Origin of the sequence: Leptolyngbya iicbica LK (assembly GCF_004212215.1) — a bacterium.
Classification (GTDB): Bacteria; Cyanobacteriota; Cyanobacteriia; order Phormidesmidales; family Phormidesmidaceae; genus Halomicronema; species Halomicronema iicbica.
Genome location: NZ_QVFV01000014.1, coordinates 1 through 14,266 on the forward strand (window position 1 = coordinate 1; position 14,266 = coordinate 14,266).

The following is a 14,266-nucleotide window of genomic DNA, read 5'->3' on the forward strand; positions in this document are numbered from 1 at the left end:
GATAGAGTAAGCTTTCATCCCTGTCTCTTAGCAAATTCCAAAACATATTAAGTGTATCTCACGAGACTGGAAAAGGCTGTATGAGAGAAGATAACAGCCTAATTCCCCCATCTCCCCAACCAAACATCCATCTATGAGGGAGATGTCCATGAGGGGCCGAGTCATCAAAAATTGTCTGACTGTAGGAGATAGGCTCTCCGTTTACTCGCCATGCGGTTTGATCGCTCATTTTTTGAAAGGCCGCAATCGCAATCGTTGCATCTTGATTTTCTCCAGAATTCAATTTGCCGCCCATTTCAATCCAGATCTGCTTCTGCACACTAAAGCCAAATTTACCGCTGCTGAGATGCACCCACAACCGATCAATCGTCAGCAGATCTTCGCAAGGAAATGTTCGTACCTGGCCTCCCGTTAAATATTGACGCTCTTCGGCTGCTCTCCCCGCAGCTTTCAGCATTACCTCAAATGTTTCTTGGTCAGCTTCTTCCCATTTACCTGCCTTCAACAAGTCCCGTAGCCGCGTATAGTCAATCCACTTTTCTGAACTCAGATCATCCTCGAAATTCGTTGAGTTAGTTGTCAGCAAATTTTCGTGACTAGCCAGCAAAGCACCTGCAAATTTTGAAGACTTATTATTGGCAGCTTCTTGAACGGAAAGCGCGTCAGCCGTTTCAATAGGTAATGGGAGACATTTCCGCAGGGCATCAAAAAAGCGGGCTTCCGGCAACTTGCCGCCGATTACATCGACCGATTGTTTAGTTGCAACCTGTAGCCACTGACGACCTTCGAGGAGTAGCGGAAAAATCGGCTTGTCAAGTTCAATCGCTCGCGTTAGCTCACAATTGACCCAATGAGATCGCTTTGAGCGAGGCGACATCACTAGCAAAAATACGGCACTCTGTTCTAAATGTTCTTCGATGACATCGGGCCAATCTGTTCCGTAGTCAATGCGATCGTCAATCCAGATCGGTAAGCGGTGCGACTGTAGCGCCTGCACTAATGTACTGACATAGGCTTGGTCTTGCCGACTGTAGCTGATAAAAATAAAACTCATGATTGTGCAGCATCCAGTTTTTTCAATTGCTCGACAACAAAGAGTTGAAAATCTGACAACTGCTTCCAGGCTTCCTGAAAAGTTTTGAAGTTCGGGCTTTGAAGTGCATGGGTATTGCCGTCTGAGTATCTGGGACTAAATCCTAAAACTTCTCTTTGATGAGACAGCTGGTGCCAATCTTGTTGACTTGGCATCCAAACTGCTTTGACGCGACGAAAAACCCCAAAGTCTTCTTCTCGGGTGGCATCATCTAAAAACTCAACCACATGAGTTACTTTTGCTTGTTGATGCAAAATCATGAGATCGCCTGCTTTAGGTAAACCGACCCCATGACTACTACGTCGCCACGTCAATTCAAAAATCGGTTGTTGACCGCTTCTCACACCTTCTAATCGATAAGCCCAGATACCAGAAGGATCTTTAATATTTTTGATGTACAAGATTTTGTCATGGTCAATCTCCTGTATCAATGAGACCGTTGACTTACGTGAAAAATCCTGAGTATCCGGAAGGGAAGTGGAATCGAGATTTTGAGGTTTTACGTCAGTGATGCCCCACTCCAATAAGTCGAATGCTTTTTGGTTTTGGAGTGTCTCACCAAATTTGACGAACTGGTATTGACTTAAAAAGTATTCATCCTCTGGAATACTTTCGATTCCCGGCAACAATACCGGAATGATTCGAACACTTTTACTGACGCATCTCTGTATTAAAGCTCCCAGTTCGAGTTCTTGCCATTTGCCCAAATCTTCGCCGATAAAAATGGCTGCTGCTTTGACAGTTCCGATCGCCCTTTGAATTTCTTGCTGGAAATGTTGCCCTGGAGCAATTTCCTCTTCATCTAGCCAGGGGCGCATACCCCGACCCTTTAGCGTTTGGTAAATTTGCCGAATTAATGGCTTGTCTTTGCTACTGTGCGCAAGGAAAACGTCGAACTGCTGCTCAGTCATTGCCAAAAGCCACTCTGGTACCTACGGAGTATCGCTTGACTCAAATTTTACTTAGAAGTCTCATAAGGGTGTGAGCGATCGCTCCCTCTCTCACGCCGCCACCAGACAAAGTTCAGGTTACTTTTGTGGGCCTATCGTCGGAAAGTGTCGAGGTTTTCGAGGTACCAGGCGTAGGTTTGCTCGATGCCAGTTTTGAGGTCGGTATTGGCTTGCCAACCCAGTTCTTTAAGACGCGAGACATCCATTAGCTTGCGTGGGGTGCCGTCGGGTTTCGAGGTATCGAATACTAGTTCACCCTCAAAGCCCACCACCGCCTGAATCGTCAGAGCCAGCTCCTTGATGGAAATTTCTTCTCCAGTGCCGACGTTGATGAACTCGGGGCGATCGTAGTTGTCCATCAAAAAGAGCAGGGCATCGGCCAGGTCATCCACATACAAAAACTCCCGCAGAGGCTCTCCCGTGCCCCACACCGTCACCGTGGGCGCGTCCGTCACCGTGGCGTCATGGAACTTGCGCATCAGGGCAGGCAATACGTGAGAGTTCGCCAGGTCAAAGTTGTCGTTAATGCCGTAAAGATTGGTCGGCATGGCCGAAATAAAGTTCACACCGTACTGCCGACAGTAGTTTTCACAGAGCTTGAGGCCCGCGATTTTGGCGATCGCATACGGCTCGTTCGTGGGTTCTAAAAAGCCGGACAGCAGGGCATCTTCGCGCATCGGCTGTGGTGCCAGCTTGGGATAAATGCAAGAAGACCCCAAGAACAGTAGTTTTTGCACTTGATGACGATAGGCGCTGTGAATCACGTTGGCCTCAATCATCAAGTTGTCATAGAGAAATTCGCCGCGATATACATTATTGGCCTGAATGCCTCCAACTTTGGCGGCGGCCAGGAACACGTAATCGGGCTGCTCAGTCGCGAAAAAATCTTCGACTGCGGCCTGATTTCGCAGATCCAACTCCTTGCTCGATCGCGTCACTAAGTTGATATAGCCCCGCGACTGTAATGCCCGCACGATGGCACTACCCACCAGGCCATTATGTCCAGCGACAAAGATTTTTGCTTGAGTATCCATCATTTAGCTAGAGGAGAAAGTATCAGCGGACGAGACATCGGGGGGGACAAACACCAGCGGGGCTCAGGCCATCTATCCATTAGGCAGCATAGCCTCTTGAGCAGCATCGCCGCCCCCAACACCTGGCGAAGCCAAACAGCTAATCCGTAAATAGATGCAGAGACATCGACCCTGGGTCATCCCGGGACTAGTAGTAGAGACAGTGTGCTGCCGGAAAAAACAGCCTCACAGACAGCCCCTTTCAGAATGCCCGACTCTGGGGGCATTTATACCAGCCATCAACAATCATCAGACTGGGCTACCCAAGACGACTCCAGTCAATAGACCCAACAGTCCCCCACCGAGCACTAGTTGCCAGGTCGGCACCTTAAATCGAATGAGTGCCACTAGGGAGACAATGCCAATCAGGGCGGCGATCACCATCAGTACTGGGGATGACTGCTCGACGATCGCAGTCTGCATGAGGGGAATAGCAGCAGCCGCGATCGCCCCCAACACCGCTGGCCGCACTGCCTTGAGAAACGCCTGCACCCAAGGATTGGTCCGCAAGCGGAGCAATACCGGAGCGCCCGCCATGATGAATAAAAAGGATGGGAGAAAAATACTCACTGCTGCCACCACGGCCCCAACGAGACCCGCCACCTTATAACCAATAAACGCTGAAGTCAGCACTACCGGGCCGGGACTCAGCTGCCCGATCGCCACGCCGTCGATAAATTCGCTGCGGGTCAGCCATTGCAGTTGATCAACGACTTCAAATTCCAGCAGGGGAATGATGACCAAACCGCCGCCAAAGGTAAAGGTGCCCGTCTTGAAAAATAAGGTCACTAGCGGCCAGAAAAACTCGCCAATGCGCTCCCAGCCCCAAAAGCTCGACAACGCCAAGACATCAGTGGACACCGTAGCCAGCGGCAAGCCGCTCATTAGGGCCAGCGGCAACCACACCGGCTGAGGCGCACCCCGGCGCGGATGATACAATATCGACCCCAGCAACCCAGCCACAATGAAGGCAACCAACGGGTTAAACCGCCACACTCCGACAGCCAGGCCCACGGCAATCGCGATTGCGACTCCGGGCCAGTCACGGATCGACTTTTTGCCCAGCTTCCAGCAAAAGCCCAGAATGATAGCAATCATGACTGGGGCAATGCCAAAAAACAGCGCGTCTAGCTGCGGTAGGGCCTGCCAGCGAAAATACGCCCAAGACAGCACCACAACAATTAAAAAGGCCGGTGCAATAAACGCGATACCCGCCACCAGCGCCCCTAGCTGTCCGGCACGGATGTAACCCAGATAAATGCCCATTTGGGTCGAGGCTGGCCCCGGCAACATTTCACAAATGGCCAAACCGTCGCTAAATTGCTCCTGCGTCAACCATTGGCGGCGCACCACAGCTTCGTCATTTTGCATGGCGATATGAGCTTGTGGCCCCCCAAACCCCAGACAGCCCAAGCGACTAAAAATTTGCACCAGTTCACGCAGGCGCAGACTCAAGGGCAATGGGGGATGCGTTGGGGGGGAAGACATATGGACAATACAGGGCAAAACGTTGAGGTGGACTAGTCAAACGACTGCACTAAGTAGCGCAGTCAACCGCTAGCCGCTGAATGTCTTTGTATTGTCAACGAGAACTGCTATCTCGCAGGATGTCTAGAACACATCAGGGCGTCACTCGCTGCCAATTGGGCGATCGCCCATCCACACTGGGTCATCCTCCAGCAATGTCAACCATAGAAACCTTAAGGAAGTCCATAGTTAATTGAATCCTTGGCCATCGTTAGATAGATTGAGGACAATAGATCGACTTCAAAAGCTTTAAAGCTGGGTCCAGAAAGCTTTCCATCATAGATTGCCGACACGGCAAAGTGACAAGTTAATAGAATTTGGTCTATGATAGCCTTGGCGCACAATTGGGAGACTTAGATCTTTGTTTCACGCCACGCTACACCAACTCAAAGTTTTTGAGGCAACCGCCCGTCACGGAAGCTTTACCCGCGCTGCTGAAGAGCTGTATCTGACTCAGCCCACCGTCTCGATTCAGGTTAAGCAACTAACGAAGGCGGTCGGACTGCCTCTATTTGAGCAAATTGGGAAGCGGCTATATCTCACTCAAGCTGGGCAGCAACTCCTTGATACCTGCCAGCGCGTCTTTGAGGGGCTGGAACAATTTGAGATGGCGATCGCTGATATCAAAGGCATGAAACAGGGCCAGCTCAAGATTGCCGTTATTACCACCGCCAAATATTTTGTGCCCCGCTTACTCGGGCCGTTTTGTCAGCGCTTCCCCGGCATCGACATCTCGCTCAAGGTGACCAACCACCAAAATATCCAAGAGCGCATGGCGAATAACGAAGATGACCTCTACATCATCAGCCAAACGCCCGAACAGCCGGATCTCAAAGTGCACCCCTTCCTCGAAAATCCGTTAGTGGTAATTGCGCCGAAAAATCATCCGCTGGTGGGCAAGAAAAATATTCCGATTCAAGAACTCAGTGGCGAACAGTTCATTATGCGGGAACCGGGATCGGGTACCCGCCAGGCCGTGCAGTCCTTGTTTGACGAGCATGAAGTGGATGTGAAAGTGCGCCTAGAGCTGGGCAGCAACGAAGCGATTAAGCAAGCGATCGCGGGTGGCCTGGGCATTTCAGTACTCTCTGTTCACACCATCATTTCCGAAGGCACGACGGGCGAGTTCGCCATTTTGGATGTCGAGCACTTTCCCATCGAACGGCATTGGTATGTTGCGAGTTTGGCAGGTAAGCAACTGTCGGTGGTGGCCGACACCTTCCTCAACTATTTGCTGGAAGAAAGTCATCCGATGGCGCAAAAACTCTTACCAGACATCAAGCTCGCCACTGCCACCACGTTAGAAGAAACCGATCCTGAATTGGTGACCTCTAGCAAGTAGAGGCCCGGCACATTTGTCAGCTATTGGTCAGCAGGTAAATTCAGTGCCCGCAGCCTCTGCTCGCTATGTCTAGCGCATTGAGTCACCCAACCGCGATCGCTTCAGCAAAGGTACTTGTTCTTAGCAACCCCAATCGTTAGAGTTGGGCAGTGCCTAACCCCTACAATCCCTTGGCTATCTGGAGAGCTGATTTCAGCGGACAGCCTTAATCACGCACAACTTGACGGATGACCTCGCCCTGGGCGTTGTAGATTTGGATATCTAACGGCATTTGTCCCGCCGCGTGGGTCGAGCAAGAGAGACACGGGTCGTAACAGCGAATTCCCGCCTCTACGCGATTCAAGAAGCCTTCTTGAATCTCTTCCCCGTGGATGTAGTGCTGGGCAATTTGCTTCACAGTTTTGTTCATCGCCAGGTTGTTGTTGCCGGTGGCGATAATCAAATTCACTTTTTCGAGCAGACCGTTTTCATCCACCTTGTAATGGTGGAACAGGGTACCACGCGGCGCTTCGCTGACCCCGATCGCTTCCAACTCGTTGACCCCCGCCTCAGCCCGACAGCGATCGGACATCAGTTCAGGATCATCCATGTACTCTTCGATTTTTTCCAGGCAGGCCAGGATCTCAATGAGACGGGCGTAATGGTACAAGAACGACGAGGTGGGTATACCACCGGCATAATTGCGGAACTCCTGCAATTCGGCGTTGGCTTTCGGGGTGTCGATGTGGGTGCAGTTATTTAACCGGGCGAGTGGCCCCACCCGATACAACCCGTCGGGATACCCCAAGGCTTTGTAATAGGGAAATTTCAGATACGACCAGTCTTCCACCGCTTCGCCCACGAAGTCGGCGTAGTCGTCTTCGCTGAGGTTATCCTGCACGATGTTGCCTTCGCTGTCGGTAAAGCGGAGATGGCCGTCGTAGTGCTCCCACGCGCCGCCTTTGCCCACCAAGCTCATGAACAGCGAGGGGAATTGACCGAAGACCTGGACCTCCTCTTTCATCGGGCCGTTGATCAGCTGTTTGAAAATGTCCAGTCCTTTCTGAGCCGTTTCGAGGGATTCGGGGAGGCGCTCTAAAATCCAGGAACGACCTTCCGCAGAGAGGGGCGATCGCACCCCGCCGGGGACGGTCCACGCGGCGTGAATCTTGCGGCCCCCGAGGATTTCAATCACCTGTTGACCAAATTGCCGCAGGCGAATGCCCGCGCGGGCCAGATCGGGATCCGCCGCGATCAGGCCGAAAACATTGCGCTTCGCGGGGTCACTGTCCCAACCCAGTAAAAAGTCAGGGCTGCTGAGGTGAAAAAAGGACAGCGCATGGGATTGCGTGATTTGCCCCAAATTCAGCAGCCGCCGCAATTTGTCTGCCGCCTTCGGAATTTTAACCGCGAGAATTTTGTCGCCGGTTTTAGCGGCACAAATCAGGTGACTCACCGGGCAAATGCCGCAAATGCGGGCAGTGATGCCTGCCATTTCCGTAAAGGGACGGCCTTCGCAAAATTTTTCGAACCCGCGATACTCCACCACGTGGAAACGGGTATCGGTGACCTCGCCCGCGTCATCCAACATGACGGAGATTTTGGCGTGGCCCTCAATGCGGGTGATGGGATCGATAACGACAGTTTTAGACATGGATGATGGCCTCCCTTCGACGGTCGGTGTGGGGGAATGGGTGGGGTCGGTAAACGTAGAACAAGGCTTAAGCGATCGCGGGATCCCCCCTGCCCCCCTTCACAAGGGGGGTGGCGTAGCCGGGGGGATCGTCAGGATATACACACTCAGGCTGACGGTATATCCGCCGCCACCTCAAAGTGGAACCTAATCCTCGTAGATGCGCGCTTCGGGAGCGTCAGGATTTTCTTCGAGGTATTTATCGAAACTGGTCTTTTCGGGATTTTGATGCTGGTGGGAAACTTCCGCCTGCATTTCTTCGACAACGTCCCACGCAGCCGCGCAATCAGGCGAACTGTCGCCCTTTTCGGCGCAGATGGCTCGCGCATCGGCGCGCGCTTTCTCTAGCTTTTCGTGAAACTCTTTACTATCAACACTCATGAAATCAAGTCCTCTCGGTACTATCCAAATTTGATCATCTCACGACCAACCATTTCTGGCGTCTTACCTTGCAGCAATGGCTCCAAAGTGGCGCGAATGCGGTCAGCCGAAGGGGGACACCCCGGCATAAAGATATCAATCGGAATGACCTCATGCACAGGGAGCACCCGGTCCAACAATTCGGGCACAATGCCCGGGGCATTGGGAAAATGCGGGTTTTCGTCTGCCAGCTCAATGTAGCCGCGTTCGAGCACCGGTTCGGCGGTTTTGTTGCCCATCATGTTGCGCATGGCGGGCACGTTAGCCGTTACCGCGCAGTCCCCAAAGGAGATCAGGGTTTTGGTTTTGCGGCGAATTTCCAGGGCGAGCTCTAGATTTTCTTCGTTGGCGATCGCCCCTTCCACCAGGCAGACATCGACGCCTTCGGGATACTCCTTCAGGTCAGTACCCACGGGGCTGAACACCACGTCCACGAGCCCTGCCAGGTCGATCAAAAACTCGTCCAAATCGAGAAAGGACATATGGCAACCGGAGCAACCCGCCAGCCAAACCGTCGCAAACTTTATCTTGTCCATTGTTGCTTCTCCCGTGCTGTGGTCAGGAAGGCCATCTTGCCGCGATCGCCCTCTTTTTCGCCCGTGGTTTCGCCCTGGTGGAAAATGGCTCCCGTGGGGCAGGCATCGACGCATTTGCCGCAGGAGGTGCAGGCATCCACTTCGCCCCAGGGCTGATCGAGCCCCGCCACAATAAAGCAGTCAGGCCCGCGACTGCCGACATCCCAGACGTGCGCCCCTTCCACTTCGTCGCAGACTCGGACGCAGCGAGTACACATGATGCAGCGGTTGTGGTCGATGCCAAATTGGGAGTGAGACAGGTCGCAGCCGCGATCGGGGAAGCGGTAGCTAAAGCGAGAATGATCCATCCCCACTTCCACCGCCACATCCTGCAATTCGCAGTTGCCGTTCGCCACGCAGATGGAACAAACGTGATTCCCTTCCGCGAAAATTAGCTCCACCGTCATCCGGCGATAATTTTGCAACTTTTCGGTCTGAGTGTGAATCACCATGCCTTCGGCGGCGGCGGTGACACAGGCAGGCAATAGCTTCGGCGTGCCCTCGGCTTCGACAATGCAGAGGCGACAAGCCCCAACATCATGCACCCCTTCCATGTGGCACAGCGTCGGAATGGGAACGCCCGCTTCTTTGGCCGCATCCAAAATCGTTTTGCCCGCCTCAATGGCGATCTCTTTGCCGTCAATTGTGAGGGTATTAACTGCCATAATTCATATCTCCATTGAGTCGGCTATACAGACACCGGCTTGGCTTCGGCGGCGTGCCCATTCAGGTAGGCAGGCTGCACCAACAGCGAGGTGTACTCTTCGGGGAAATAGCGCAGAGTGCTCAGCACCGGGTTCGGGGCGGTCATGCCCAGGCCGCAGAGGCTGGTTTCCTGCACCATGTAAGAAAGCTGCTTTAACTGCTCCAGGTCGGCTTCTGTTGCCTGCCCTTTGAGAATCTTGGTCAACAGGTCGTAAAGCTGCACCGTGCCCGTGCGGCAGGGCACACACTTGCCACAGGTTTCCTCCCGGCAAAACTCCATGTAGAAGTGGGCGATTTCGACCATGCTGGTGTTTTGATCCATCACCACCATGCCGCCCGAGCCCATCATGGAGCCCACCGCTTTTAGCGAGTCGTAATCTACGGGCGTGTCGAGCAGATCTTTGGGAATGCAGCCGCCAGAGGGGCCACCCGTTTGCACCGCTTTGACTTCGCCATCGGGGACGCCGCCACCCATCTCTTCCACAATCGTGCGGAGGGTGATGCCCATTGGCACTTCGATCAGGCCGTTATTGCGGATGTTGCCCGTGAGGGCGAAGATTTTGGTGCCTTTGCTGTTCTCGGTGCCGATGCTGGCATACCATTCCGCCCCTTGCTTGATGATGTGGGCAATGTTGGCAAAGGATTCCACGTTGTTGATCAGCGTCGGACAGTCATACAGCCCGGACTGAGCGGGATACGGCGGTCGCGGCACCGGATTCCCCCGCGCCCCTTCGATGGATTGAATCAGGGCCGTTTCTTCGCCACAGACGAAGGCCCCGGCCCCGATACGAATATCGACTTTGAAATCAAAGGGGGAATCGAAGATCTGGCTACCCATCAAACCGTACTTTTTCGCCTGCTTGATGGCTTTTTGTAAGCGGGAAATGGCGAGGGGATATTCGGCCCGGACGTAGACGTAGCCGTGGTCAGCCCCGACAGCATAGCCCGCGATCGCCATCCCTTCCAGCACTAAATGGGGATCGCTCTCCAATACGCTGCGATCCATAAACGCGCCGGGGTCGCCCTCGTCGCCGTTGCAGATAATGTACTTCTGGCCTGCTGGCATTTTGGCGACGGTGGCCCACTTCAATCCGGTGGGATAGCCACCCCCACCCCGACCCCGCAGACCGCTGTCAGACACTTCCTTCACCACATCGGCGGGCGTCATGTCATGCACGACTTTGTACAGCGATTCGTAGCCCCCGACCGCGATATATTCTTCAATGCTTTCGGGGTCGATTTTGCCACTGTGCTTGCGCACCACCGGGGTTTGATAGGCAAAAAACGGATGCTCCGGATCGAGCTGCTCGGCCTCGGTGCTGCCTGCTCCTAAAGTCGTCGCCACGAGGCTCTCGGCTTCTTCGGGTTTCACCTGGGCGTACAGTTGATTGTCGGGATCAACCTGCACTAGCGGTCCTTGGCCGCAAAAGCCCATACAGCCCACGCTGACGACTTCAAGGCGATCGCCACAATCATGCTCTTTGACCGCTGCCTTGAGATTGTTATAAACCTCATTGGCGCTGGCCGCACGACAACCCGTCGAGGTGCAGCAGTGCAGTCGGATCGGGCGTTGACGCTCTTTTTCTTGTTGGGCAACTTCTCTGAGTTCGGTTATGTCCATATGCCCGTCTCCTGTATGGGTCTGGAATCAGTCAGGAATGGATGGTTGTGATGGAATGCGAGAACAAGGTATTTGGGAAAGAACCTCACCTAGCCTCTCCTTCGCAAGGAGAGGAACCGAAGTTGGGAACCTCACCTAGCCTCTCCTTGATAAGGGGAGGGACCGGATTGCGGTTGGAAGAATCTGGTTATGTCCCTATCAGGATTGGACTCAACCTCTCCTTGATAAGGAGAGGTGCCGCAGGCGGTGAGGTCATCAGCACCTTCAGCCACCCACCAATCCACCTTGCAGTGAGTCTCAAGCTCGCAATTCGTTGATTTTGGCGATCGCCCCTTCAGCTTGCTGCTTACCCGCGACTTCACCGTCATAAACAATCGCCGGAGCAATGCCACAAGCGCCAATACAGCGAGCCGACATCAGCGAAATTTTGCCATCCGCCGTAGTTTCGCCCTCTTCGATGCCGAGTTCGGCCTTCAGGGCCTCCATAATTTTGCCTGCCCCTTTGACATAGCAAGCCGTGCCCGTACAGACGACACAGTTGTGTTCGCCATTGGGCTTCAGGCTAAAGAGATGGTAAAACGTTGCCACGCCATACACACGGCTGAGGGGTAATTTCAGACCGTGCGCGACGTGTACCAGCACGTCTTCATCCAAATAGCCAAACGCCTCTTGGGCCGCGTGGAGCACTTCGATCAGCGCATCTGGTTGAAACTGATTGCGCTTCATCGTCACATCCAGACGTTTGAAGCGGAGATCGCCTTGGTCTTTCTTTTTGTCCTTAGGGACAACTCCCTCGGCTTGGGCCAGCGTTTCGGTCTTCGAGACAGCGGCAGTAGTGGGCATAGCAAACCCTCACTTGAGCATCAGCCCGGTCGGCCCAACTTCACGAGACCGACGCAGTTACCTACCGTGGTATCCGACAAGATTGATCCCCGGTCAAAGCCACAGACATTTTTAACGTTCGCGCACGGAAAAGTTACGCTTCTTAGAAAATATATTCGTCGCAGTTTAAGGAACTTTAGCTGCGGCGGTTTCGGCCAAGCAGCCATTACCGTCGGCTTACAACGGCACAAAAAAAGAGGGGCGATCGCCCCTCTCCTCGACAAAAGCTAATTGTTAGCGCATCAACGAATGTCGTTTACGACTCCACCAGCTTGACCTTGCGCGCCAATCCCAGCGCTTGCAAGACGCGAATGTGTATCCAGGTGATATCAAATTCGTACCATTTCAAACCGTGCCGTGCCGAATGCTGGTAAGCGTGGTGATTATTGTGCCAACCTTCGCCATAGGTGACCAATGCCACCCACCAGCAATTCGTCGACGTATCGTCAGTGTCATAGGTGCGGTAGCCAAACTTGTGCGTAGCGCTATTCACAAACCAGGTGCAGTGGTACACCACCACCAAGCGCACAAAAATGCCCCAAATTACGAATGGCCAGCCGCCCAATAAGTAAAGGATGACGCCCAAGGGCACCTGCATGAGCAAGAAGTATTTCTCAAAAAACTTGTAAACCGGATCATCCGCAATGTCGCGAGTGAATTTATCGATTTCCGCCTTGGCTGGCACGTCTCGCAGCAGCCATCCCATGTGGCTCCACCAAAAGCCTTTCCCGGCATCGTGGTGGTCATTAGGCTTATCAGAATAACGATGATGATGACGGTGTAGACCAATCCACACAATTGGCCCGTGCTGGCAAGCTAAGGTGCCACAAACCACAAAGAAATATTCGAGCCACTTGGGCACTTCAAAACTTTTGTGCGCAATCAGACGGTGCCACCCCAGGGTAATGCCCAGGCAACCGGTGATCCAGTGTAAGACTAGCGCCACGCCAACGGCGGCCCAAGTCGTATTTCCAGGAATAAAAGCTAATAAAGCTAGCCCATGAACGGCCACCATAAATAAGGCGGTAGGCCAATCAATAGCGGGTTTTTCTAAATTTCTTATAGCTGTGGTCATTCGCAATTTCTCAGCATTTGGACAGAAACACACAAACTCGCGAGAGAATATTCTCTGAAAGAGAATTCCTTACCCAATGAAGTTTGCAGATCAGACACTCGCACTCAACGACATACTCTCCCAACGGTTTGGGGAGATTGATCAACAGGTCAAAACCAACCTGAGTCGAGTCTTGGCAGCAATGCGACGACACCGGGTTGGCAGTCACCATTTTGCCAGTGTGTCGGGATATGGTCACAACGACTTGGGTCGTGACACCCTCGATCGCGTCTTCGCCGATGTCATGCAGGCCGAAGCTGCCGCTGTACGGGTACAGCTCGTCTCCGGCACCCACGCGATCGCGTGTGCTTTGTATGGCGTATTACGCCCCGGTGACGAACTGTTGGCCGTGGCAGGCTCACCCTATGACACTTTAGAAGAAGTGATCGGACTTCGCAGCAATCACCAAGGTTCCCTTAAGGAATTTGGTATTACCTATCGTGAATTATCGCTTACTGCGGACGGTTCCGTTGACTGGGATCACCTGGGGGAATCCGTCACTCCGAAAACCCGGATGGTCTTAATTCAGCGATCGTGCGGCTACAGCTGGCGGCGCAGCCTTGCGATCGCCGACATTGAGCGCATCGTTCAGATTGTCAAATCACAGAACCCCAATACTATTTGTTTTGTCGATAACTGCTATGGGGAATTTGTGGAAGATCGGGAACCCACATCCGTCGGTGCGGATTTGATGGCCGGATCGATGATCAAAAACCCTGGCGGCACGATCGCCACCACCGGCGGCTACCTCGCCGGACGAGAAGATTTGGTGGAAATGGCCCTCTGTCGGCTCACTGCCCCCGGCATCGGCAGCAGCGGCGGCTCCAGCCTCGACCAAAACCGCCTCTTCTTTCAAGGCTTGTTTCTCGCGCCGCAGATGGTCGGCGAAGCCATGAAAGGCAACGCCCTTATCGCCCACACCTTTGACCAGCTCGGCTATCCCGTGAATCCCCCTGCGGATGCTCGCCAGCGCGACGTGATCCAGGCCATTAAGCTGGGCTCCCCCGAAAAGCTGATCGCCTTCTGCAAGGCCATTCAGCAACACTCTCCGGTGGACTCCTACGTGGAACCCATCCCGGCGGGGATGCCCGGTTACGACAGCGAACTGGTGATGGCGGGCGGCACCTTCATCGACGGCAGCACCTCGGAACTCTCCGCCGATGGCCCCCTGCGAGAACCCTACGTGGTCTACTGCCAGGGCGGCACCCACTGGACCCATGTGGCCTTGGCGTTAGACGCAGCCGTGGCCGCGATTGGGAATGCTAAATCTGAATAAAATGTTGGTCAAGACG

13 protein-coding genes are annotated in these 14,266 nt (G+C 53.6%); 2 read left to right on the forward strand and 11 right to left on the reverse strand.

The annotated features are described in order from the left end of the window. Window positions 1–58: 58 nt before the first annotated feature. The 4 genes from DYY88_RS23595 to chrA form a co-directional block, all read right to left on the reverse strand. Window positions 59–1,054, reverse strand: coding sequence for a GUN4 domain-containing protein (locus DYY88_RS23595; RefSeq protein WP_052288397.1), 996 nt, complete (start codon window positions 1,052–1,054; stop codon window positions 59–61). Further along, on the reverse strand, window positions 1,051–2,004 hold the full coding sequence (locus tag DYY88_RS23600) for a toll/interleukin-1 receptor domain-containing protein (protein ID WP_052288396.1): 954 nt from the start codon (window positions 2,002–2,004) through the stop codon (window positions 1,051–1,053). The genes DYY88_RS23595 and DYY88_RS23600 overlap by 4 nt, the downstream gene beginning before the upstream one ends. Window positions 2,005–2,135: 131 nt before the next feature. Then, window positions 2,136–3,077 (reverse strand): GDP-L-fucose synthase, encoded by a 942-nt coding sequence (gene fcl / locus DYY88_RS23605; RefSeq protein WP_039726751.1) that lies wholly within the window; start codon window positions 3,075–3,077, stop codon window positions 2,136–2,138. 288 nt (window positions 3,078–3,365) lie between these two features. Further along, window positions 3,366–4,604, reverse strand: a complete 1,239-nt coding sequence (chrA, locus tag DYY88_RS23610) for a chromate efflux transporter (RefSeq protein ID WP_084607055.1) — start codon at window positions 4,602–4,604, stop codon at window positions 3,366–3,368. Window positions 4,605–5,004: 400 nt separating this feature from the next. Between chrA and DYY88_RS23615 the strand changes: the two genes are divergently transcribed. After that, window positions 5,005–5,985 (forward strand): LysR family transcriptional regulator, encoded by a 981-nt coding sequence (locus DYY88_RS23615; protein WP_044151196.1) that lies wholly within the window; start codon window positions 5,005–5,007, stop codon window positions 5,983–5,985. A gap of 205 nt (window positions 5,986–6,190) precedes the next feature. Here the strand turns inward: DYY88_RS23615 and DYY88_RS23620 are convergent, their stop codons facing one another. The 7 genes from DYY88_RS23620 to DYY88_RS23650 form a co-directional block, all read right to left on the reverse strand. Next, on the reverse strand, window positions 6,191–7,618 hold the full coding sequence (locus DYY88_RS23620) for a Ni/Fe hydrogenase subunit alpha (protein WP_039726750.1): 1,428 nt from the start codon (window positions 7,616–7,618) through the stop codon (window positions 6,191–6,193). A gap of 186 nt (window positions 7,619–7,804) precedes the next feature. After that, window positions 7,805–8,038, reverse strand: coding sequence for a Calvin cycle protein CP12 (locus tag DYY88_RS23625; protein WP_039726749.1), 234 nt, complete (start codon window positions 8,036–8,038; stop codon window positions 7,805–7,807). 20 nt (window positions 8,039–8,058) lie between these two features. After that, the gene (locus DYY88_RS23630) at window positions 8,059–8,613 is read right to left on the reverse strand and encodes an NADH-quinone oxidoreductase subunit B family protein (protein WP_039726748.1); all 555 of its coding nucleotides are present in this window, start codon (window positions 8,611–8,613) and stop codon (window positions 8,059–8,061) included. After that, window positions 8,601–9,317 (reverse strand): bidirectional hydrogenase complex protein HoxU, encoded by a 717-nt coding sequence (gene hoxU / locus DYY88_RS23635; protein WP_039726747.1) that lies wholly within the window; start codon window positions 9,315–9,317, stop codon window positions 8,601–8,603. Before hoxU ends, DYY88_RS23630 begins: the two co-directional genes overlap by 13 nt. Window positions 9,318–9,340: 23 nt before the next feature. Then, entirely contained in the window at window positions 9,341–10,978 is a 1,638-nt protein-coding gene (locus tag DYY88_RS23640) for a NuoF family protein (RefSeq protein ID WP_039726745.1), read from the reverse strand. Window positions 10,979–11,275: 297 nt separating this feature from the next. After that, window positions 11,276–11,821, reverse strand: coding sequence for a bidirectional hydrogenase complex protein HoxE (gene hoxE / locus DYY88_RS23645; RefSeq protein WP_039726744.1), 546 nt, complete (start codon window positions 11,819–11,821; stop codon window positions 11,276–11,278). A gap of 295 nt (window positions 11,822–12,116) precedes the next feature. After that, window positions 12,117–12,935 carry an acyl-CoA desaturase gene (locus DYY88_RS23650; protein WP_039726743.1) on the reverse strand — a complete coding sequence of 273 codons (819 nt, stop codon included), beginning with the start codon at window positions 12,933–12,935 and terminating at the stop codon, window positions 12,117–12,119. A gap of 76 nt (window positions 12,936–13,011) precedes the next feature. On the opposite strand from DYY88_RS23650, the gene DYY88_RS23655 reads away from it, so the two are divergent. Beyond that, window positions 13,012–14,250 carry a methionine gamma-lyase family protein gene (locus DYY88_RS23655; protein WP_039726742.1) on the forward strand — a complete coding sequence of 413 codons (1,239 nt, stop codon included), beginning with the start codon at window positions 13,012–13,014 and terminating at the stop codon, window positions 14,248–14,250. Window positions 14,251–14,266: the final 16 nt, after the last annotated feature.